Origin of the sequence: Microcoleus sp. B13-B6 (genome assembly GCF_036705405.1) — a bacterium.
Classification (GTDB): domain Bacteria; phylum Cyanobacteriota; class Cyanobacteriia; order Cyanobacteriales; family Microcoleaceae; genus Microcoleus.
Genome location: NZ_JAUBUJ010000078.1, coordinates 1 through 21,854, shown reverse-complemented (window position 1 = coordinate 21,854; position 21,854 = coordinate 1). Strand labels below are relative to the sequence as shown.

The window sequence follows — 21,854 nt, the reverse complement described above, 5'->3', positions numbered from 1 at the left end:
TAGGAAATTTTCATCAGGTTTAGCCTTTAAATAACACTACACTTTATGGCTTCACAATTTTTTCCACAGAGAAGTCTATTATTCGCCTTGTTCTGTGTTCTAATGACCAGTTGTCAATCAACAAAAGTTGCACCTAAAACAGTATCAAGCAATATGGTAGTTTCTCATGATGTTGAAAAGCTAGGTAAGCATATTAATTTGCCTGCTGTACCGATAAAAGTGACTTGGCAAACAATAGACATAACTAAACCCAGCATAGTACCTGGGCCTAGTGATTGGTCATTATTTGCAGTTGTCACATTCAATGAACAAGAGATTGATGGTATCATCAGCAAATCTGTGCGCTCTCAGCAAATGAACCGTCCGTATCTTCAAAAAAAGTTTGTTTTAGACTGGTTGCCCACTGAACTAAAGAATAGTTTAACGCCATCTGAAACACCAGGGTTTATAAGGATAAACCTGGATGGATATGAGCCCGATATTTTTGAAAAATCACCTCTCCAGCATGGTTACTTCGTCAGGATTGGAAAAACCTCAGATATATTTCTTTATTTGCACACTCAATAAAGAATACTTCAACATTCGTAAACCTGACTACTTTCAGTCAATCCCTCTCTAAATTTTGGGTTATTTCTGCTTTTCAAATTAGGCAGATCGCTTTTGTGGAATGAAGAAGGGCGATCCCTATTTTTGAAATGGAAAGGTCGAGTGCTCTTTTAGCATGGAAAGGTCGATCGCTTTTTTTACGAATCGCGCGATCGATCGATATTGAGTCAACTTTTCCATAGTACAATTAAATTATGTTGCCTAATATTTTATCCGATCGCCTCGATCGCATCGGGCCACCCATTCAACTCCCCTCCCCTCATGTCCCCCCCTTCTTAAGGGGGGCTAGGGGGGATCTGGTCTCAACAATCACCCTCAATCAAACCCAACAACTCCCCACAAACCCCCTCAAAACTCTGCAACACCTCAACATTCGTAAACCTGACAACCTTCAATCCATACCCTGTAAAATCCCGGTTCTTTCTGCATCATATAGTTTCCCTTCTTCCGTAAAATGACTCTCCCCATCAATCTCAATTACTAACAGTAAAGCCACACAATAAAAATCTACGATAAAATTGTCGATGGGTCGCTGTCTCAAAACTCGAAAAGGGAAATTTCTCAGAAAATCCTGCCACAGTTTTTTTCCGCAGGAGTTGGATTTTTCCGCAGTTGTTTGGCGATGGGGATGAGTTTTGGGTTGTATGGTAGGTGGAAGTTTGAGTCGTTTAATAAAGGCATGATCCCCCCGAATCTCGGCATGATCCCCCCTAACCCCCCTTAAGAAGGGGGGGACAAGATGTTCATTAAAATTGTCGGCGAAGGGGCGATATTTAGGGAATAGTTTCAGAATTAGTTTATCTCAAACCATGTCTACTTGACAACTAGGGCGATCTTTTGGGGATAGGGAAAGGTCGATCGCTCTTTTGTTATGAGTCAAAAAGTGCGATCTATCTTGCTGTTTTCGTCAATATTTAAATTATAGTTTTGGGGCGAGATTTAAGAAATAATTTCAGACATTGACTGAAAAATTAGCAGCCTCAGCATCGTTAATTGCCTGCCTCAACCGCACCAAACGCCTTTGTCTGCTGTCATTTTCCAACTGCATTGTAATGTCTTCTAATTCCAGAGTCGCTGCTTCCATTGCTAAACGACTGCGGCGCAAATTAGCCAATAATCTCTTGGCTGTTTCAGGATTGGGAATACGCGGTTGGCTAGTCATGGCAAATTCCACTCCGTTTTCACTTCTTGAATACTCCGTTCCATTGCCGGAATTTCGATTTGGATGCGTTCAATAGATTGGTTTACTAAGTTTAGCATATCAACCGAAATTGTGGGTTGAGACTCAGCTATGCGTAACTGAAAATTAGACAGCCGATTAAACCAGGGTGTAGCACGTTCAGCCACACTTTTCAGTTCATCCAGAAATGGTATCGTATCACTCGTTTCTCCAAAAAGTTCAAATAGAGTCAATTCTGCTGCTGTTGCTGCGTCAACAATATCTAGCAACTGGCGTTTCAAATTCCAGATAATTTCCGCAAGTTCGTTGGGGAATTTTGCCATACTTGCACGCTCCTCATAACTCGTCAATCATTGTAATTATAAACGATCGTGCAGTCCGCGTGCGAAGCTATCCCATAGGAAATCGCTTTTTGGGGATATGGAAAGGGATCTCGGTCTTGTGGATGGACAGGGGCGATCGCTCTTTGGGGCTGTGAGTGCGATCGCACTTCAACTCATTCTATTCTTCTACATTCTCAAATTCATCCATTTGCAATGTATACTGCAATGCTACCTGTAATCTTGATACATAATCTGCTGAAAGAGTGCCCAATTTTTTGATTAATCGCTCTCTATCGATGGCTACTATTTGATAGCAAAGCACGACTGAATCTTGTGTTAAACCACCTTCACCAGTCGGTAAAATAATTGTCCCCGGTATTTGAGCATCGTCGCAGATTACTTGTTACCGGAATTACGACTACTGTTGTAGTAAAGCGGTCTAATGTATCTCGCTGTACAATAATGACTGGTCTAATTCCTGCTTGTTCTGACCCTCTAGAAGGATTCAAATCTGCCAAATAAATATCTCCTAGCATCAGATTTTATCCTGTTGCTGAAGTCGAGGCAGATAATCACTTAAGGCGACTTCTGCAAAAGCTAAATCATCGGCGGCAAACTCAGCTTTTAGTATCGCAGCTTCTTCATCAGAAATGTCATCCCATTCTCGAAATAATTGTTTTTTATTAGCAGATTTTTGAAGTAGATATTGTTGAGTAGCTTGCTGTTTGTCAGCCAGATATTTCCAGATTACGCCCTCGATTTCCTGTAACTCTAAAACTTCCAGCATTTCAAGCTGATTAACAATTTGTTTGAGGATTGCCTGTGACATAGGTTTTCACTTTTTGCGCTTGCCTAGTTTGTCTATTATACAACTATTCGCGTCCAGTGGGTTAGCGATCGCTCTTTTGTTATGGAAAGCTCGATCGCTTTTCTCGATCGAGGAATCTCGCTTTTTGCTTCGAGGAGGGGCGATCGTTTTTCTAAGGAATGGAGCAAATTTATGGTAGATAAACGGGTCAAAGCCTGTGTCCCTAGAGCGTCAAAATATGATAAACTTAGTTAAAAGCACTCGCCTTCAAGATATCCAAGCCATGAAGCTTATTTCTTTATCAGCACATTTTGATGGGCAATCTATTCAGCTAGATGAACCCTATAAGCTTGAACCAAATATAAAACTCATTGTCACAGTCCTCCCGGAACAATTAGCAGAACGCGAAGCCTGGTTGCGGTTGTCAAGGCATCAACTAAACAATGCCTACAATCAGAACGACGATTACCCGCTCGATGCAATTAAAACACCAAATCCTGACTATGGAGGAAGCTGATGTTGTTCTCACCCCAATTCCTCAAGCTGACGGGACAATTAAGAATCGTCCAGTCATCCTTCTGAGGGAACTACCTCCTTATGGAGATTTTTTAGTTTGTGGTGTTAGCACCCAACTACATCAACAGGTTCCAGATTTTGACGATATTATTTCCCCTTCAGACCCAGACTTTGCTCCCAGTGGTTTACGGTCTCAATCGTTAATTCGGTTAGGTTTCCTTGCTGTATTGCCTCGCAATCAAATTATCGGTTCTATTGGAGCTATTTCATCGCAAGCGACATCAACGCTTACTAAAAACTCTGAATGATTATCTTGTGAATTAGGGAGAAGGTCGATCGCTCTTTTTGGCATAAAAAGGTCGATCGCCCTTTACTCCTTTTTCTCGATCGAGGGCTGCATCAGCAACTAGCGCAACGACTGAATTATGCTGCCTAATATTTTATCTGATGACCTCGATCGCATCGAGCAAGCCATTCAACTCTCCTCACTCAAAGTCTCCCTTCTTAAGGGGATGCGAGGGGTATCGACACTGTTGCTCCTACCCGCACCAAAATACAATTTAGATGCGGGATAGCTTACTTAAAAAAAAGGGGAATCTAATCGGCCAAATCGGGGAAAACCTCGCGCACGGCCGGATGCACCAATCGGTGATTCTGCACGTTCAATCCCTTCGCCAAACTCGGATTCATTTCCAAAGCTTTAATCCCGTTATTTGCCAACTGCAAAACATAAGGCAAAGTGCTGTTATTCAAAGCTTGAGTCGCAGTCCAAGGCACGGCACCGGGCATATTTGGCACGCCGTAATGCACAACTCCTTCCTCAACATAAGTAGGATTTGTGTGAGAAGTTACCCGCAAAGTTTCCACGCAGCCGCCTTGATCAACGGCTACGTCAACAATCACTGAACCGGGGTGCATCTTCGCAACAAATTCGCGAGAAACCAGCACCGGAGCTTTTTTACCTAAGACCAAAACCGCACCGATTAACAAATCAGCATCGGGAACAACTGCTTCAATTTGCAAAGGACTGCTGTAGAGGTATTCTACTCTGGAACCGAACAGAGTTTCCAGGTAGGCTAGGCGATCGACATTTACGTCTAATATCTGCACTCTCGCGCCCATTCCTACAGCAATTCGCGCTGCTTCTGTGCCGACAATGCCGCCGCCCAAAATCACAACTTTACCCGGTCTCACTCCCGGTACGCCGCCCAAAAGCACTCCTCTGCCACCTTGCTGTCGTTCCAGAAAGCGAGCTCCGAACTGCACGGCCAAACGCCCTGCAATAATGCTCATCGGCGTTAGCAGCGGCAATTTTCTGTCCGGGAGTTCGACGGTTTCGTAGGCGATGGCCTGGACTCCGCTGCTGATTAAATGCTGGGTTAATGTGCGATCGGCCGCCAAGTGCAAATATGTAAACAGCAACTGCTCTTTTTGAATCAGCGGATACTCAGCAGGCAGCGGTTCTTTAACTTTAACAATTAGTTCGCGCTTCCAGACATCGGAAGCATTTAAGACAATCTTAGCGCCTGCTTCAACGTAGTCCTCGTCCGCAAAACCGGCCCCAGCACCAGCATTCGTTTCCACAAAAACTGTGTGGCCTTTGTCCGAACAAGCCCGGACACTTGTGGGGCTGAGCCCGACTCGAAACTCTAAATCCTTGATTTCCTTGGGGACGCCTATTTCCATCTATAACCTCTAATCTCAGGCATACGTCGATCGAATCTAACCTAAAAACCATCCCCAGCGGGACAATACCATTGTAGATTTTAGATTTGGCAATCCGGCTGGGCTATGAGAATTTTTGTGGGATTTTCTGCCAGTGCGATCGCAATTTCCCAAATTGATCGTTTTCCATCAAGTCGATCGTCTTTTTAGATTGTTCCTACTTTATTTGATATGCGTGGTCGGCATTCATATACATTACGTCAAAATACTCGTAAGTCAAGCCGCTTAAAATGGTTATTCTACATTTACCTTTTCTAACCCATTTTTTGGTTTTTTTTTACTTACTTTTTATTTAAATTACTCCCAATTATAATCAATGAGGTGCAGTTTTTGGGGCTTGGTAATAGAAATGATTTTTTCTGCAAAGCACCCGTATTGAGCTACCCGTTCAGCAGCCCTACTATTTTTATATCTTCCCACATTTTCGCCAGACTTTCAACTATAGCAATCCTAAATCATTCATGTAAATTTGTAGGGGGAGTGCTAAGAGTGCCTATCCCCTATCTATCGGGGCAACCACGGGGGGATTGCCCCTACAATAATTAGGCGAATGATTTAGGGTGGTTATATAGCAATCCTTGCAAGAGTCGTAAAATTTTTACCCCACCCCAACCCTCCCCGAACCCGCGGGGAGGGAGTAAGAAATTCACAAATGATTTAGGATGGCTATAAGTAGGTACGTGCCAATGAAATTTTGACATTTTGGCAAACTTATAGGCTAAAAAAAATGGTAAAAATCTCAACAAACAACCCGAAACGGTATAAAGTAGAGGGTGGTTCTATAGATTTGCTTATAAAAAAACTAACTTATAGAGAGTTTGGTGTCAATATATTTGATCGGTCACTTATAATTTAACAGGCATAACTCGCCCCCATATCTAAACAAATGCCACGGATACCTACCTTAACATTCGATCGCGGAACTCTCTTGCTACACCCGCCGCCCAAAGGCAGAGACTGGGTGGACTTTGCCACTTGGGACGATCGCGTGGAAAAATACCGCATTCGAGCAATTCACTACCGCCCGCTGGTAGAATGCCTCCAAGCCGAGTGCATTCACTTCACCGACGAAGCTAGGGCATACGAACTACTCGAACTCGTACCCAGCGTGGAAATGCAGCCTTACCCACATCAAGAACAGGCCCTCGCAGCTTGGCAGGAAGCAGGAAGCCAAGGAGTAGTCGTCCTCCCCACCGCTTCCGGCAAAACTTATCTGGCACAATTAGCCATGCAAGTCACTGGTCGCAGTACATTAATTGTAGTACCAACTCTCGATTTAATGCACCAGTGGTATGCTAATTTAAAAGCAGCTTTTCCCGACATCGAAATCGGATTGTTGGGCGGAGGTTCGCGGGACAAAACGCCAATTTTAGTGGCAACCTACGACAGTGCAAGTATTCATGCAGAAACCTTGGGCAATAAATACGGTTTGCTGGTTTTTGACGAATGCCACCATTTGCCAACGGACTTTTATCGAGTAATTTCCGAATATGCGATCGCGCCTTTTAGACTGGGACTGACAGCTACACCCGATCGCACAGATGGCCGCCACAGCGATTTACATTTCCTGATCGGCCCGACAGTATTTAGCAAAAGACCCGAAGATTTGGCAGGCGATGCTTTAGCCGACCATAAAATAGTTCAAATTATGGTAAAACTGTCAACAGAAGAAACCCACCGCTACGCCGAATTAATCAACATTCGCAACGACTTCTTAAAACAGTCTAACATCAAAATATCTAGCCTCGATGGTTGGAAACAGTTTATCATGGCAAGCGCGCGATCGCCCCTGGGACGGCGCGCCATGCTAGCCCACCGCCAAGCCAAAGAAATCGCCCTTTGTACTGAAGGAAAACTGCGAATTTTAGCCAACATATTAGCAGAACACTCTCCCCAGCGCACCCTAATTTTCACCGGAGACAACGCCACAGTTTACCGAATTTCCCAAGAATTTCTCATCCCCACAATAACCCACCAAACCCCAGTCAAAGAACGCCACGAAATCCTCGATCGTTTTCGCAGCGGCGAATACAAAACCCTCGTCGCCTCCCACGTCCTCAACGAAGGAGTAGACGTTCCCGACGCCAGAATTGCTATCATATTGTCAGGAACCGGCAGCGAACGCGAATACATTCAGCGATTGGGTCGAGTTCTCCGCAAAAGCAGCGATGTAAATAAGTTAGCTATTCTCTACGAAGTCGTCACCGAAGACACCAGCGAAGAAAGAACTTCTCAACGCCGCCGAGGAGGAATGCAGCCTCACAAACCCCAACCACAAACACAAATAGAACCGCCAAAGCCTGAATATCACAAATTAGAAACTGTCAAACCGACACCGATTTACGGAGTCAACCGGGAGGCGACTAAAAAAGCAGCCGAATCACCAGCAAAATGGGGAGAAGATAATGATGAAATTCCCTGGTAGCAAGCCTAAACTATTTCTGAACACTCTCTTTCTTTCTTTCTCCCTCTTCCATTCGCGTTCTTCGCGACGAAGAACATCCCAACGCCGCTGAGGAGGAATGCAGCCTCACAAACCCCAACCACAAACACAAATAGAACCGCCCAAGCCTGAATATCAGAAATTAGAAACTGTCAAACCAACACCCATTTACGGAGTCAACCTGGAGGCGACTAAAAAAGCAGCCGAATCACCAGCCAAATGGGGAGAAAATTATGACGAAGAAAATAAAGATTGAATATTGCCAACTTAGTGTATAGCCTGAGAATGCCAAATTCAGCTCCGTTAGCCCCTTTATGAAAAAGGCTATTGAAAAATTTTGACCTCAAACTATACGGCTATTCTGGATTTGTAGTGGAAGTAGTGTAAGCGTCTCGCTCACGCAGGCTTTCGGGCCTTTACCACCGAAAGTTTTATTTTTATTATCACCTAAAACTCACGAGAGCGGGGGCTTTGGCAATTTTTACCGGTAGTTTATCGCCAGTGTGCCATCTGCGACACTGATTTTTGGGAAGCTTACAAGCTTCACGGGGTTGTCACCCCGTGAACCCATACAGCGTTGACTTTTCCAACTGATTCAGCAAGCCTTCATTAATTATACAGATTGCTTTGTTATCTCTCTAAAGTATGATATATTTGTCTGATAAGAGTTAATAAAGATGCAATAGCTCATCAATATTGTCGTCAGCAACTCCTAAGTAGACGAATAAATTGGCTGTTCTGAATTGGTGGTAGAAACGGTAGTGTGAGCATCCGCTCACGCAGGCTTTCCGGGCTGTAGCACGGGAAGTTTTATTTTTAAAATTACCTAAAACTCACGAGAACCAATTACAACGTCTGCCGGACTTTATCCTCGAACTTAGTTAAGGACAGACTAAGACATCAAGGGGATATTTCAGCCGGATTTGGGATACACAACTAATTCACAGCTCTAACTAATTCCGAGGTATTGCTGGTGGGATTTTTCATGTCTTCATACATTCATCATTAAGGGATCATATACTAATGGCGTCCAATAACTTGTTTGATTTGACCAGCGGTGTCGATATTTTTACGATCGACTCCAAAGTTCCGGCCGGTTTTGGGATTCGATCGCTCGCAGGAGCAGATTCCATTGTGGGCTCAGATCGCCCGGATTTGGTGTATGGGAACGACGGCTCGGACTCGATCTCCGGTGGAATCGGGAATGACAGCCTACAAGGCGGACGCGGAGCCGATCTGCTGTTGGGCAATGCTGGAGCAGATTATCTCCAGGGAGAACGCGGTAATGATGTTATCTATGGCGGTGAAGGCAACGATACATTAATAGGTCAAGAGGGAGACGATTTCCTAGCCGGGGGTGCTGGAGTTGATAGCCTAATTGGCAGCGATGGTTCCGATGCTTTTGTTTTGAATGTCGCTGATGCTGTAACCAATCCGGCTCTCGCCGATACGATCGCCGATTTTAGCGATGAAGAGGGCGATGTCATCGCTCTGACGGATGGAGCAGGCGATGCCCTGACTGAAGCCGACGTAACGCTGGAAGCGAATGGAACCGATACATTCATTCGGCTGAAAGCAACTGGTGCAATCTTGGCGCGGGTGCAGGGAGTCAGCCCTGCTAGCCTGAGTGGCTTATTCAGTACCGTCAAAGCGACACTGGACGATACGGAACCGGGGGCTACAGTGCTGGGTTCGATACCGGGAGGAGCTAACCTTCAGGGGGCAGTGAGCGATGAAGATTATGCCGACTTTTTCCAATTCCAGGTGAAGGAAACGAGCATTGTTAACTTGGGCTTGAGTGGCTTGAGCGCAGATGCGGATGTGGCACTATATAAGGATAAAAACGACGATGGGGAATTAGGAGGAGATGAAATCATCTCCGCATCGGAGCGATCGGGAATTGCGAATGAAACCAGTGAGAATGTAACTCTCGATCCGGGTAAATATTTCCTATCGGTGGAGGCCTTTGAAGAGAATACCAACTACAGCCTGAGTTTGGCAGGTGTTGCCGGGACTGTAGCCCCTGATTTGGCGGGCGATCGACCCAGCACATCACGGACTTTGCCAACCGATGGGGAGGTGGAATTGCATGATTATGTCGGCGGGGCTGATGCAGTGGATGCCTATCGCCTGGAAGTGCTCAACCCCGGCGGTTATCTAGATGTGTTTGCCGAGAACCGGAAGGCGGATCTAAACCTTACTGTGTGGAGCGATCGCAATAGCAACAACCAGTTGGATGCGGATGAGATTGTTGCCCAGGGAACCAATGAAATCCAGGAAGATAACATCAACCCCGGTACTTATTTCGTCAATGTCACCGCCCCAGGGGTGGCAACGCCCTACAAAATTGCTGCTATTTCCGAACCTGGCAGCCGGGTGGACATTGAAGCCTATGAGCCACTTTTCCCCGGCGTCCCCACAACGGGCACCTTGACTCAAAACGATGACTTCGATCCGAACGATCTGGAAAACTATGCCGATCCCTATCTCCTAGAGGAACTGGGTGCTGGGTTAACGGTGACTGTGACTCAACAATCGGATGACTTCGATGCCTATTTGACCGTGGTCGATCTGCTCACGGGCGAAGTGATCGTTGAAAACAATGACATTAACACCAGTGGCGGAGACTTCAATGCCCAGGTGAGTTTCACCACGGAACAGGGGGGTCAATATGTAGTGTTTGCCACCAGTGTGGATGCTCCGGGCTTGGGTGACTATACTCTGAATACCACGGTGACGGGAACGGCGGTTGCAAACGCGGTACGCAGTGCGAGTGCTGACAGGCTGAATGCCACTGTGACGGGAACGCCGATTGCAAACGCGGTACGCAGTGCGAGTGCTGACACTCAGTTGCCCCGCGCCACATTTCTAGAAAAGGGGAAGCGGGCTGATACGGGTCTCAAAGAAGATACGCCTCATAAATTAGTCTATGCGCCTCTAACGGGCGGTCGAGATCGGCCGATTGAAATCTCTGGCCTCAACCAAGGAAGGTTCGGCGACTGCGCCTTTCTTGCAGCCCTGGCGGCCACGTTCGGCAAGATCGAAGATGTCAGCCAGCCGATCTCCAAGCAGAGTGGAGTGCTCAACGATCTCATTAAGAGCGATGGTAACAACTATACCCTCCAGTTCTACAACTACAGAACAGGCGAACCGCGCATGGTCACCGTGGACGACCAGGTGGTGACCAAGGAAAATGAGAAGACCAAGAAAAATGAAATGTTTGGGGTGAAATGGGATCAGAAGCAACGAGACCCGAACCAAGCGTCGGGGGAATCCATCTGGGCCCCCATTGTTGAACGTGCCTACGCTAAGTTCCGGGGTGAGGAGACCGGTCGCGATGGCTATAATGCGATTGGGAATGGCGATTGGCCGGGGGTTGCCCTCAAACGGCTCACAAATCAGGCGATCACAGAAATGGCGTGGAATCCCGACAACCGAGCCAATCCAAATTATATGGTGAGCGAAAATTTAGGTGAGAGTGGCAAGCCCAAGAACTCAAAAAGTATTACGAGCGAGCAAATCTTTCAACAGATTCAAGATGCCTTGAATGGGGGTCGCTATGTCACGGCAGTGGCAGGCTTGGAGGCCAGGAAGCGATCTGAAGATTTGTTTGTTAGTAATCATGCCTACAGTATCCACAATGCCTATGAGGCGGCTGATGGTAAAAAGATGATCCTACTGCGGAACCCCTGGGGGTATGACAATTCTCTGAGAAAGAATGAAAACAACATGGGGGTACCGCTATTCGCACCGGAAGATCCGAATAAGATCGGAAATGATGGGTTTTTGGCGATCACCTTCAACCGGTTGTTGCAGCAATTTCGTCGGGTGAGTCTGACCCAGCCATAGTATTTATCGCTTCTTCAAAACCCAACTGTTAAGCTGGAACAGATGTAGGTTGGGTCTCGTTTCGCGAGACCCAACCTAGTAAACGGCTGTTGGGTTTCCGATTGTCAACCCAACCTACGCAATAGGTTCCAACTCGTACCGACACGCAATTTTGGGCTGCGCCTCAATTAGAGGTCTTTGAGTAATATCCTCTTCTATGATTGTGGCTACACTAAAATTAAAGGAAGCTGGAATAAAATATCATCAACAACTAATTCACATTACCTAAAAATGAGCGAAACTGCACAACTAACTAACTTTAAAATTTTTCCCAAACATACAGGAGTTTGGGAGGGAGACTGGACAATACTCGATGCCGACTGCAAAGAAACCCGGCGTTTTAAAGCAGTAGTAACCCAGAAAATAGTTGATAACGAGTGGAGGCAAACTAACCTTCAAACTTATGCCAATGGCCAGAGTGAAACCCAAAATTTTGTGGGTTATGTTGTCGGCGAAGGTCAAGTGCAAATTGAAGGTCGCGACTCGGTTTTTTCCAACTACAATACACTAGCGACAGAAGTTGGAGATGAGTTGATAATTTTTCAAGTATGGGACAAAGCAACTGGCTTGATGAGGGCTGTTGAAACAATCCATCTTGTCAGTTCCGATCGCCGAATTCGGACTACCCAAAGCTTGACAGAAGAGGGAAAACTTAGGGGAGTTATGGTGATTGTTGAACAAAAAATTCAGTAAAAATTTTCACTGCTTATGTTACCCACTGATTTATTAAGTCACCGCCAAAACGGGGAATCAATTATTCCTCTCCGCCTCAAGATAGATGCTAAAAACTTAGAAGCAGCTACCGAAACGATAAACTGCTTTCAAGAGTCGATCGGCAAAACCCAAGGCGAGCTCGACGGACGCTTGCTAGAATTAGAAGGCGACAGCCCGGATTATCGGCTGAAACGGGGATTAGCGCACCTGCTGAAAGGCGGTTTCTGCACCTTGGAAGTCATCAGTCCCCTAGAACCCTCAGAGTTGAGACAGCGGGTTTTTGCCTTGTCCGCGCGATCGACTCCCAGCCCTCAATCCACCCAATTAACCCTGGAAAAAGTAGCAAGTGAACTCAGCCAAGACTTAAACAGAGAAGTTTTGCCTCGCGAAATCACTACAGGTTTATACGCGGATTTAAACGAAAACAAAATCCTCACTGAGTTTAATGCACCAACTCCCGAAAACTTGCTTCACAAATACAATCTTTCTCAAGTTCAAGGCATATTTTACAGAGCAAGTCAAGTCCAATTAACCGCCCACCGCAACGATCCAGGAGAATACAAACTCTTATTTCGCTATCTGAAACTATTTCAATTAATGACTTACATCGAAGGCGATGCAGACCACGGTTTTACACTGACAATAGACGGCCCTACAAGCTTATTCAAACCCAGTACCCGCTACGGCTTAGCCCTGGCGAAAATGCTGCCCGCACTGCTGCACGTCACCAAATGGAGTATGCACTCGATACTGCACACAAAAGACCCTTTTAGCGGCGTTTTGAAAACAGGTAAATTCACCCTAAATTCCGACTGCGGTTTAGTCAGCCACTATCCCCCTGGCAAGCCTTATGATAGTATGTTAGAAGCAGCATTTGCTGAAAGATGGAATTCCACAAAAACCGAGTGGCAACTAGAACGAGAAGTTGATTTAATTCCGATTCCAGGTAGTGTGATGATTCCCGACTTTCGGTTAGTGCATCCCGACGGACGAGTGTTTTTATTAGAAATAGTTGGCTATTGGCGGCCGGAGTATTTGCAAAAGAAATTTGCACAAGTACAGAAGTCTGAATGCGATCACTTGATTTTAGCTATTTCCGAACGGCTGAATTTAGAAAAAGCCGGGGTGAATGTAAATGATGTGCCAGCAAAAGTAGTCTGGTTTAAAGATAAATTGTTGCCCAAATCAGTCCTGGAAGTCCTCGAATAGAGTTCTCGGCGGTTGAAACCGCGACTACACAAACAAAGTCCGCCTGCGCGGACTAAGAAATAAGAGGGATATTTAAGTCAGATTTGGTATTATACTAAAGTCACCTCGATCGCCAAATCCTCTCTCACCCTAAAACCGATTGAAAAATGGCAGACACAAGTATTGTCGAAAGAATCAAAAAGCTTTTAGCCCTCGCCACCTCATCCAATGAAAACGAATCGACTGCTGCGGCCGAAAAAGCTTCCCTTTTACTGGCACAGTACAATCTCAGCCTCGCGGATTTAGGGCCAAATCACCAAGAAGAGATTGACGAAGACTCAGTTGAAACAACATCGAAATTTGTCACTTGGAAAATGATGCTGCTTTCGGGAATTGCCGACGCTAACGGTTGCAATGCCATGCGAAATACTTATAATGGCAGTATGTTTTTGGTGGGAACTTCTACAAACCTGATTGTTTGCAAACATCTGTACGAGTATTTGAGTTCTGCAATTGAAAAAAGGGCTAAATACCGCAAAGGAAACGGCAGGGGGTTGGCGTATCTGAATGCTTTTCGGGTTGGATGCGCGACGAGGTTGAGACAAAGATTGTTGGAACAAAAACAGGAGATGGAAGAGTCGGGGATTCCGGGTTCGGGGGATGTGGCGGCGACTCCAGCGATTGTAGTGCGATCGATGTTTGAGAAAAATCAACAGGCGATCGCCGATTATCTAGAGGGCCGAGGGGCTAAAATTAAAACAAGAAGTAGTTCTCAAGTCAGCAGCGCGGCGGGTTTTAATTCGGGGTATGAAGTCGGCGATAAAATTAGTTTGCACAAGCAAGTGCAGCCTGAAGAGGAACAAAAACAACTCAATGAATCTCTGTGAGTTTAAGTATAGTTAGCCATTCAATTTATACTGTTAATCCCTATGCCCTACAGTTCTTTCACCACAATCGGTAAAGTCAAGGAAGCATTTAATCTAACCACTGTAGAAGCAGTTCGTTTTTTGCCTAACATTGACCCTATTTCCCCTTCTCCAGCACTGACTGCCTTTTTGGAAGAAAGCCTGCCGTTTGCCTCATCCGCCAGCGAAAAAGCTCGTTCTGAAGGAATTATTTTCCCTGTTTTGCTAGAAGCGAGACGAATTTTACAGCGGCGAGTCAGCTTATTTTCTGGAGAAGACTTCACAGTAGACGAATCAATTGGACTGAACGGCGTGTGTGATTTTCTCTTTAGCCGTTCCGAAGAAATTCTAGAAATCGAAGCACCGGCCGTCATCATTGTGGAGGCAAAAAAATCTGACCTCAGAACAGGATTCGGGCAATGTATTGCTGAAATGGTGGCAGCACAAAAATTTAATGAGGCTAAGAAAAAGCCGATTCCCATAATTTATGGTGTGGTAAGCAATGGCACTCAGTGGCGATTCCTCAAACTCGAAGGGCAAACAGTGACAATTGACTTGATTGATTATCCACTTCCTCCTGTCGAGCAAATTTTGGGTTTTTTGGTATGGATGGTGCGGGAAGGTTAGCTGATTTTATGTGATAATTTAGGGGCTTTTTAGTATCAGTTACCGAGGCGAGTATTTTGTAACTTGCCAATAGCTTTTAGAACTTGTAAAATCTGGATAGCAGGTTCACAGTCCATTAAATTTAGTAACGGCATCAACTGAAAAGTAGGAGGAGTTCCCGACTGGATGTAAGCGAACTGATAGCGCGCTCCGTTTGTCACTAACCCCCAGACGGATGTTTGATGCTCTAGGCTTTTATAAGCATACGCGAGTAACTGAGGCAAGCCGGCCAATACATCGATCGCACTATTTTTCGTTTCAATTACTAAAATCCAGAAAGGTACATCTGTAGTTGTGAGTGTATTTTTGTCGATCGCTAACAGATCCAAACGCCCTGTAATAGTTGCGCCTTCATCTTCTACAGCAATATCGGCGATACCTTCTTCCAAAAACATCTTAATTGGCGATCGATAAAAACCAGCCAGCCGCAGTAACGGGCCAACAGATACTAACTTGACTTGGCCTTCAGAAACCTTGCCATCTGTCAGGTAGCTATCGAAGTCTTCGCAGGTTTGTATAAGTTCTTGTTGTTCAAATTCGGTTAAAGGTTCTAGGGATAATAACGGAGTGAATGAGCCGTTGGGCAATTTCTGGAATTTTAGCAGGCGGAGAACTTCACTGAGAGTTAAATTTTTAGCATTGAGAGCAGTCATAGCCTAAGAATATTGGGATACGATAAATTCTACCTCTTATTTTAGCTCGTGCAGTTTCAGAATCTCATAAGCTATGCTCGATCGAGCAGCAATTTTTCTTTTAACTCTTGACATTCTTTTGCTAGCGGGATGCCTAATTCTGTGGATATGGACAAAGCGCGATCGCAATACTCAAGCGCTAGAGAGAGGTTGCCTAGTTTCAGAAAAACTACCGTCAGTTGACTGAGAGCATAAGCCTCCATAAAAAGAGCGCCTATTTTTGTACAAATATGTATTGATTTCTGTAAATATTCTAGGGATTGTGAATATTGACCAAGTGCGGCTAAGATAGCCCCTAAATGACACAAATCCATTGCTTTTCCATAGCGATCTCCTATTTCATCTGAAATCGCTAAACTTCTCTGCTGACAATCAATTGCTTTCGTATAATCATTAAGTGAATAGTAAGCTAGCCCTAAATTTCCCAGAGCTATTCCTTCCTTGTAGCGGTGTCCAATTTCCTGCCAGATTGCCAAACTTTGCTGGGAGTAATCAATTGCTTTAGCATAAGCTCGCAGGTCTAGGTAAGTTTTGCCTAGATTCGCTAGAGCATTTCCTTCTTCCTGGCAGTTTTCTATTTGCCTAGCGATCGATAAATGTTGTTGATGATACTCAATCGCCATTGTGTAATCTCCAAGGTTATTGTAAGCAACTCCCAGATTTCCTAGGGCAGTTCCCATCCCCTGTAGGTCCTCCAGTACCAGCGCAATCGTCCAACTCTGCCAATAGTAATGAATAGCTGTAGTATAGTCTCCAAGATTCTTATAAGCAACTCCCAAATTTCCACAAGAACTATGCACACCCTGTAGGTCTGAAAGTTGGAGTGCGATAGTCAAATTCTGCTGATGGTACTCCATAGCTTTGGCATGGTCTCCAAGATTCTTATAAGCAATTCCTAGATTTTGACAAAGAATAGCATTTCGGGGAGAATCTAACTTGCTTAAGAGTCTTTGGCACATATCAATCAGTTCATAATTGTATGCCCAAACGTATAGCTGAATACGTAATTCCTCATGACTTGACGAATTGATGCTAGTAGTAATAATTCCCCAAGCTCTTTCCCAGTCTTCCACTTCGCACAGATGGTGAAATGCTTCCAAGTATCGCCGAACTTTCTCAAGATTGGAAGCATCCGGCTTCAGTTTGTACCTCGTCAGCCAATTTTTAACCGCTCTGTACTGAGCGCGTTTACAAGGGGGCAGTTCCCTAAACTCCGGTGCTGCTAGATCAATTCCCAGATTAGCCAGCATCCACTCTCCCGGTGGCGTGATGTCAACATCCAAACCATTTTGACTTTTAAAATCAAATTCAGCAAAAGCACTCTTCATATTGCCCACTACCTCGCTGTCAATTGCTTTAAGTGTTCAAGTGCTACGCTGCGAATTAAATTGTGCTGCCGCAAGTGTATCTCATCGTCAATTAATTCTTCTTCTACCAAAAAGCGATCGCGCAGCGCCTCCAACGCTAACTCTTGCTTCTGGTCATCGCAATCCCAATCTTCCAAATGACTCAGCCAAAACTCTTCCGGTACTGCACAGCGATACACCGAAGCTTCGCAAAGCAATCGATAGGCATTCAAAACATCTTTTTTCAATCTCTCAAACGTCTTTTCCAGCCGGACTAGCACATTTTTTCGCAGTTCGCGAGTATATCGATCCAGTCGCCAGTCGTCATCTGCTGATGCCGTTATTCCTTTGGTCTTAGCTTCCTCAATTGCCTTCTCCACTTCTTCAATTTCCTGCCCGTATTTATTCCAATAACCCGTCACGTTACCATAAAAAGGATGACTGCCAATTTCCCCAGCAATCACCCGCAAAGCCAATGGATGCCCTTCATAAGCAGCGCCGATTCGTTCTAAATAAGGTTTGTTTGGTGAATCTATATCAACCTCTAGTCCAGTTTTATCGAACAAGGCTAACTGTTCTGATGGTGTCAGTCCCTTCAATTCTTGGCGATACCAGAAATTTTTATAACGAGCCGGAATTTGCTCTGGCAAATCCTGCGATGTTACGATGATACGACTTTGGAAAGATTCTACTGCCAAAAAAGTTTCAAAAAATTTTGCCCACAACTCATCCTGAAAACCATTCCAGCCTGTTTCTTCATTTCCTTTTAAAATCAGTTCCAGAGAATCTATCACCACCAAATACCGATTTTCTCGCAATCGCTTGACCAATCTATTCAACAACCGCTGTGTATCTTTGCGGTCATCTGGCGTAATCCGTTCTCCCCACTTTTCCAGCCATCGAATCGCCACACTAGCAAAATCAGAAGCTTGCTGCTGGTTTTCAAAATTCTCCTGATGAAACTTACGATCGTCGTCTTGTAACTCCACCGCCAATCTTTCAGCTAAAGCCGTTTTACCAATTCCCGCGATGCCCAGAAGAATTAACAAGCGACACGATCCCTGAACTTTCTCTGTGAGTTGACTAATCAAGTCTTTTCGACCAACCCAAGCATCGTCACAAGCAAAAAACTCTGCTCTCGAATCTGTCTGAGACAAGGGACTATCATCAACAATATCTTCCCAGTTATCCAATTCTATAGCCTTGCAAATCTTGACAAAAACCTCCTGCCCAATAGGCTTTCGCCGCCAAAACCGCTTTAAAGTTGCGACTGAAGTTTGGGCATCTCCGCACCAGCTAGAAGCTTGTTTTTCCAAGCCTTTCTTTCGCCTTGCCCGATCGACTATTTCCAGCCCAGATTCAGATGCTCTTAGAGTAGCTGCCATGCTGATTTTTTAACCTTCAGTAACCATATTTAACTTATAACATCTGCCAATTTGTGGCGCGGCTCAATTTTGGCTCACTTTTGGATACAGCGCCAGAGGTGCGTTGAAATTGAGCCGTCAAACCTTTGCTGTTCAAGGAATATAGAGATGGGAAGCAAGTTAGGCGATATCGCTCATTTCCCAGTTAAAACAATCATTTCTTCATCATGAGTAAGACTATGCAAGCACAAAATTTCGTTCAACTGGAACTACCAGGCGTTTTACCTAAAAAAAACGACACCCTCAAACAAATAGAAGAAGCCATGCAAGGAATACTAGACCTAACATGGAAAACTGTGCTACTTCACATATCAGCACGCACGACTAAAGAACTGATGCGACAGCACGGAAAACTGATTGGTCTCCATGATGGCGAAGCCCGGATTAAAGTCTCGTCAACACCACTTTTGCTAATGGCCATTCAAAAACTTCCCGATGTTGAATCAGCCTTCAGAAAAGCTTTTGGCACTACAGTCAAAATCCGTCTCGAAGTGTAAGTGATATCGTTTCCGGTGACAGCGTATTATTCAATGCTTTGCCCGCGTGCGGTGCGTGACAGTCAATAGTCCCACCGCCACTCCTTCAAAGTTTTCCCGTTGTCACGCACCCTACGACTGATATCTTGCACAGAGTACGATCGCCCTCAATCAATCAATTCCGCTTCTTCAAAAATCTGTCTAGTCGTCAACTCCAAACCAGGCAGCAACTCATCCAAAATTACTGTATTATCCGTATAAACTTGACTCGAACCATCGGTCAAAAAACTTCTAATTAAAATAGCCTCTGGATCTATCGCCCAAACTCGCGGAACGCCCGCCGCCAAATAATCTTTCGCCTTCTCTTCAAATTCCTTCATCGTTTGATCGGGCGATATAATCTCAATCACCAGTTCAGGAATTGCGGGACAAGCTTCATTTCGCCGCCAACTTTTCGGCAGACGTTCATAAGAAATGTACGTTAAATCGGGAACAGGTGCCCAATCTTTATCCTGACGTTTTAACAAAATTGCCCATTCTGGAAGCACTCGCCCGCGTCCTTTACACCATACACGAATCAGGTCACACAAAGCTCCCTGTAAACTGGAATGAAAAAATTTTGGAGACACTTTAGGAACTGCTTCACCATCTACAAACTCACAATATACATCTCCGTCGGGCAAAGCTAGAAATTCTGCTAAAGTGAGTTTGGTTCCGATGCCTACCATGACTCCCAGCCCTCTCGCTAATTAACTCCTATCATGTCCGATCGCTCACCCATAATACATTGGTCGGGGCGGGTTTGTGAGATTGTCCGTTTTTGGCAAATATTATTGGTGAACCCGCCCCTACAGGAATCAGGGTAATCGACCGGACATGATATCAAATATCAATTATACAAAATTTCCCAACATTCCTAGAAATACGATCGCCCTTCTCTCTCTATGCCAAAATTGGAACAGGCATCCCGCCTGTGAATTTCTGTGAATTTCTGCGCCTCAAAAATCCCAATCCCAATTCCCCAAAAACAATAGCGGGGCAGGCCATCCAGCCCGCCCCGCATTCTCCAAAAGCCCCAAAACCATTCACTTCAACCAGGCAGGATGAGCCATCAAAGCTGCAAAAGGCTGCACTCCCCGCAACTGATTCGACAGCGGCAAATGACCCCTAGGCGCGCTCAAATCCCAGATAAACTCTTGCGGATACCGCGTCCAATTATTCCCCTTTTTCCAGCCAATTAGTGGCCACAACTTATCCCAATTCTTCCCCGAACCTAGCCAAATTTCCCGCTGCACCGAAAAGCCAAATTTGCCTTCGGAATGAACTTTCCACAGCGTATTAATTGTTTGCAAATCCGTTACGGGCAAACTCTCAACTTGGGTAAAATACAGCCACTTTCTCACAGAAGCTGTATCACCAGCCAATTCACAAAGCTTGTCTAAAGTTAAGCGATCGGCTTCTTGAAATTCCTGTAACGCCAATAATTGTTGCAGCGGAGTGTAATCAATGTTAGAGTCCGATCGCAGCGGCACAACCCCAGTTGGAAAATTCGCTTGCAAAAACTCCGCCACTCTCGGAGAACCAGCACTGTAAAGAATTTGGTAAGCCTTACCCATTACCGCAGTCGGTGCATCTGACTTGCGCTCTAATAAAAATTCCATCAATACATCCCAACCGGAATCTGCTATTTGTTGTTGCAGCAGTTGCAGTTGAGTTTTTTCCGAACCCGACCTCAACTGAGAGCGGAGTTCGGCTGTATCGGCCGCCGAGTCTAGAGGAGAAGTAGAAATCGAGTCAGTCATGAGAAACTATCAGCTATCAGCTATCAGCTATCAGCGATTAGCTGAAGCCCTGGTTTTCCCCCATTGTACAATGGTACTGACTCCGATTCACTTCTGTGTACTCGGATGCCTGCGCGCAACGCCGCCTCGTTTAGCCTCACGCCCGCACACTCTTGGCCAATGGCAGCAATCGCAAATAAGTCTACCATCTGAAATTTGCGATCGATGCCATGTCAAAGAGTTTTTCCTGAACCTAGTCGTCCACGATCGAAACCCATGCAGGGAAGGAAGGCGGAAAAAAGTTTATGTCATATTCCGAGTCTTCCCACTCTTTGACCCAAAGCGGCACGGCGCCGGGGCTAGGAGTTGCAGAAAAGGTGCGTTCTTTGACTTCGATCGAGTGAAATAGCTGTTTTAAAGTATCTCCCCGATCCAAAGCTTCGCTGAGGATGTCGTCCAACTCAGGATCGACCCGTTTGACGCGGTTTTTGTCCTCCTCCAGCCACAGAAGTTTCAAAGACTTCAGATCCCTCGGACTGAGGATGCTCTTGTAGTACACGCGCTTAAGGGTCGCTACGGGCTCCAATGAGCGTTCGATCCTGCGAATTTGCTGAACTCGCAGGTAGTGCCATTCCGCTAAACGCTTGCTTTCCGAAGGCGGGAGAGTACCCTTGCCCGCTGCGTGTTTGTAGTCGTATTTAATCAAACTGCAAGCCATATTGGCTAGCAGGTGAATCAACTGTTTTTCTTTGGGTGTTGCCTGACGCCGTTCCTGGGTTCTTGTCAATACGCGCTGTCTGCGGGTAGTTTCGAGAGTATTTTCCATTGGGTTTTTACGAGATGAAATACGATTGTGCCAGATCCAAATCCCGAACATCAGAAGGTAAGGAAGTTGATAGGCGGGGAAACTCCACCGACAGACTCGCCTTACCTGTTTATTTTCCCATTCACCGTTCTCTGAAACTGACCCCCTCCGGGATTAGGTAGACTGATATTGGGATCTAGTTTCAACCGCCTCGATTAAAGGCCGTTGCGACAACAAACACCACCACAACTACAACCACAACCACAACCGCACTCCGGGGGAACCACACAAGAGCAATTGCTAGGATGATATTTTCCTAGACTTGTAGGTAATACTCACGACAATTGGTGTAGACTGAAGTAGCCTGC

Annotated in this window: 27 protein-coding genes; 13 read left to right on the top strand and 14 right to left on the bottom strand. The window is 45.4% G+C overall.

What is annotated here, in order from left to right; translation table 11 throughout:
- Positions 1-45 precede the first annotated feature (45 nt).
- Positions 46-567, top strand: coding sequence for a hypothetical protein (locus tag QUB35_RS27510; protein WP_333144810.1), 522 nt, complete (start codon positions 46-48; stop codon positions 565-567).
- Between the two features lie 430 nt (positions 568-997).
- On the opposite strand, the gene QUB35_RS27505 is transcribed toward QUB35_RS27510, so the two are convergent.
- From QUB35_RS27505 to QUB35_RS27495, 3 genes are all read right to left on the bottom strand, one after another.
- The gene (locus tag QUB35_RS27505; RefSeq protein ID WP_333144823.1) at positions 998-1,171 is read right to left on the bottom strand and encodes a DUF559 domain-containing protein; all 174 of its coding nucleotides are present in this window, start codon (positions 1,169-1,171) and stop codon (positions 998-1,000) included.
- Positions 1,172-1,558: 387 nt separating this feature from the next.
- Positions 1,559-1,768: a hypothetical protein gene (locus tag QUB35_RS27500; RefSeq protein WP_333058272.1), complete on the bottom strand. Its 210-nt coding sequence runs from the start codon at positions 1,766-1,768 to the stop codon at positions 1,559-1,561.
- Positions 1,765-2,109: a hypothetical protein gene (locus QUB35_RS27495; RefSeq protein ID WP_333144809.1), complete on the bottom strand. Its 345-nt coding sequence runs from the start codon at positions 2,107-2,109 to the stop codon at positions 1,765-1,767. The genes QUB35_RS27500 and QUB35_RS27495 overlap by 4 nt, the downstream gene beginning before the upstream one ends.
- A gap of 97 nt (positions 2,110-2,206) precedes the next feature.
- Between QUB35_RS27495 and QUB35_RS27490 the strand changes: the two genes are divergently transcribed.
- Positions 2,207-2,347, top strand: coding sequence for a hypothetical protein (locus QUB35_RS27490; RefSeq protein ID WP_333144808.1), 141 nt, complete (start codon positions 2,207-2,209; stop codon positions 2,345-2,347).
- Here the strand turns inward: QUB35_RS27490 and QUB35_RS39265 are convergent.
- The 4 genes from QUB35_RS39265 to QUB35_RS27475 are packed head-to-tail and all read right to left on the bottom strand — an operon-like array spanning position 2,288 to position 3,129.
- Positions 2,288-2,431, bottom strand: a complete 144-nt coding sequence (locus QUB35_RS39265; RefSeq protein WP_445252072.1) for a type II toxin-antitoxin system PemK/MazF family toxin — start codon at positions 2,429-2,431, stop codon at positions 2,288-2,290. The two genes, QUB35_RS27490 and QUB35_RS39265, sit on opposite strands and share 60 nt — an antisense overlap.
- Before the next feature lie 25 nt (positions 2,432-2,456).
- Positions 2,457-2,645 (bottom strand): type II toxin-antitoxin system PemK/MazF family toxin, encoded by a 189-nt coding sequence (locus tag QUB35_RS27485; protein ID WP_333144807.1) that lies wholly within the window; start codon positions 2,643-2,645, stop codon positions 2,457-2,459.
- The gene (locus tag QUB35_RS27480) at positions 2,645-2,938 is read right to left on the bottom strand and encodes a hypothetical protein (RefSeq protein WP_333144806.1); all 294 of its coding nucleotides are present in this window, start codon (positions 2,936-2,938) and stop codon (positions 2,645-2,647) included. Before QUB35_RS27480 ends, QUB35_RS27485 begins: the two co-directional genes overlap by 1 nt.
- Before the next feature lie 35 nt (positions 2,939-2,973).
- Positions 2,974-3,129, bottom strand: coding sequence for a hypothetical protein (locus tag QUB35_RS27475; protein ID WP_333144805.1), 156 nt, complete (start codon positions 3,127-3,129; stop codon positions 2,974-2,976).
- A 26-nt stretch (positions 3,130-3,155) separates the two neighbouring features.
- On the opposite strand from QUB35_RS27475, the gene QUB35_RS27470 reads away from it, so the two are divergent.
- The 3 genes from QUB35_RS27470 to QUB35_RS27460 all read left to right on the top strand — a co-directional run bounded on the left by QUB35_RS27470 (position 3,156) and on the right by QUB35_RS27460 (position 4,008).
- Positions 3,156-3,434, top strand: coding sequence for a hypothetical protein (locus QUB35_RS27470; protein WP_333144804.1), 279 nt, complete (start codon positions 3,156-3,158; stop codon positions 3,432-3,434).
- Positions 3,361-3,741: a hypothetical protein gene (locus QUB35_RS27465; RefSeq protein WP_333144803.1), complete on the top strand. Its 381-nt coding sequence runs from the start codon at positions 3,361-3,363 to the stop codon at positions 3,739-3,741. The genes QUB35_RS27470 and QUB35_RS27465 overlap by 74 nt, the downstream gene beginning before the upstream one ends.
- A 117-nt stretch (positions 3,742-3,858) precedes the next feature.
- A complete protein-coding gene (locus QUB35_RS27460; protein WP_333144802.1) occupies positions 3,859-4,008 on the top strand; it encodes a hypothetical protein in 150 nt (49 codons plus the stop codon).
- Positions 4,009-4,030: 22 nt separating this feature from the next.
- Here QUB35_RS27460 and ald read toward each other — a convergent pair whose 3' ends face one another.
- Positions 4,031-5,119 (bottom strand): alanine dehydrogenase, encoded by a 1,089-nt coding sequence (gene ald / locus QUB35_RS27455; protein WP_333144801.1) that lies wholly within the window; start codon positions 5,117-5,119, stop codon positions 4,031-4,033.
- A gap of 925 nt (positions 5,120-6,044) precedes the next feature.
- Here ald and QUB35_RS27450 point away from each other — a divergent pair.
- From QUB35_RS27450 to QUB35_RS27420, 7 genes are all read left to right on the top strand, one after another.
- Complete coding sequence (locus tag QUB35_RS27450; protein ID WP_333144800.1) at positions 6,045-7,583, top strand: DEAD/DEAH box helicase family protein; 1,539 nt, start codon at positions 6,045-6,047, stop codon at positions 7,581-7,583.
- Positions 7,584-7,680: 97 nt separating this feature from the next.
- Complete coding sequence (locus QUB35_RS27445; RefSeq protein WP_333144799.1) at positions 7,681-7,857, top strand: hypothetical protein; 177 nt, start codon at positions 7,681-7,683, stop codon at positions 7,855-7,857.
- Between the two features lie 767 nt (positions 7,858-8,624).
- Positions 8,625-11,450, top strand: coding sequence for a C2 family cysteine protease (locus QUB35_RS27440; protein ID WP_333144798.1), 2,826 nt, complete (start codon positions 8,625-8,627; stop codon positions 11,448-11,450).
- Between the two features lie 270 nt (positions 11,451-11,720).
- A complete protein-coding gene (locus QUB35_RS27435; RefSeq protein ID WP_333144797.1) occupies positions 11,721-12,182 on the top strand; it encodes a DUF3598 family protein in 462 nt (153 codons plus the stop codon).
- 15 nt (positions 12,183-12,197) lie between these two features.
- Positions 12,198-13,412 (top strand): DUF790 family protein, encoded by a 1,215-nt coding sequence (locus QUB35_RS27430; protein ID WP_333144796.1) that lies wholly within the window; start codon positions 12,198-12,200, stop codon positions 13,410-13,412.
- 146 nt (positions 13,413-13,558) lie between these two features.
- Positions 13,559-14,278, top strand: coding sequence for a DUF2786 domain-containing protein (locus QUB35_RS27425; protein WP_333144795.1), 720 nt, complete (start codon positions 13,559-13,561; stop codon positions 14,276-14,278).
- Positions 14,279-14,320: 42 nt separating this feature from the next.
- A complete protein-coding gene (locus tag QUB35_RS27420) occupies positions 14,321-14,923 on the top strand; it encodes a hypothetical protein (RefSeq protein ID WP_333144794.1) in 603 nt (200 codons plus the stop codon).
- Positions 14,924-14,958: 35 nt separating this feature from the next.
- On the opposite strand, the gene QUB35_RS27415 is transcribed toward QUB35_RS27420, so the two are convergent.
- The 3 genes from QUB35_RS27415 to QUB35_RS27405 form a co-directional block, all read right to left on the bottom strand.
- Positions 14,959-15,615 carry a restriction endonuclease subunit R gene (locus QUB35_RS27415; RefSeq protein WP_333144793.1) on the bottom strand — a complete coding sequence of 219 codons (657 nt, stop codon included), beginning with the start codon at positions 15,613-15,615 and terminating at the stop codon, positions 14,959-14,961.
- A 71-nt stretch (positions 15,616-15,686) separates the two neighbouring features.
- Positions 15,687-16,982, bottom strand: coding sequence for a tetratricopeptide repeat protein (locus QUB35_RS27410; protein ID WP_333144792.1), 1,296 nt, complete (start codon positions 16,980-16,982; stop codon positions 15,687-15,689).
- An 8-nt stretch (positions 16,983-16,990) separates the two neighbouring features.
- Positions 16,991-18,385, bottom strand: a complete 1,395-nt coding sequence (locus QUB35_RS27405; protein WP_333144791.1) for an ATP-binding protein — start codon at positions 18,383-18,385, stop codon at positions 16,991-16,993.
- Between the two features lie 218 nt (positions 18,386-18,603).
- Between QUB35_RS27405 and QUB35_RS27400 the strand changes: the two genes are divergently transcribed.
- Complete coding sequence (locus QUB35_RS27400; RefSeq protein ID WP_333144790.1) at positions 18,604-18,921, top strand: hypothetical protein; 318 nt, start codon at positions 18,604-18,606, stop codon at positions 18,919-18,921.
- Positions 18,922-19,067: 146 nt separating this feature from the next.
- Here QUB35_RS27400 and QUB35_RS27395 read toward each other — a convergent pair whose 3' ends face one another.
- The 3 genes from QUB35_RS27395 to QUB35_RS27385 form a co-directional block, all read right to left on the bottom strand.
- Entirely contained in the window at positions 19,068-19,628 is a 561-nt protein-coding gene (locus tag QUB35_RS27395) for a Uma2 family endonuclease (protein WP_333144789.1), read from the bottom strand.
- Between the two features lie 357 nt (positions 19,629-19,985).
- Positions 19,986-20,702: a GUN4 N-terminal ARM-like repeat domain-containing protein gene (locus QUB35_RS27390; protein ID WP_333144788.1), complete on the bottom strand. Its 717-nt coding sequence runs from the start codon at positions 20,700-20,702 to the stop codon at positions 19,986-19,988.
- Between the two features lie 232 nt (positions 20,703-20,934).
- A complete protein-coding gene (locus QUB35_RS27385; protein WP_333144787.1) occupies positions 20,935-21,507 on the bottom strand; it encodes a hypothetical protein in 573 nt (190 codons plus the stop codon).
- Positions 21,508-21,854: the final 347 nt, after the last annotated feature.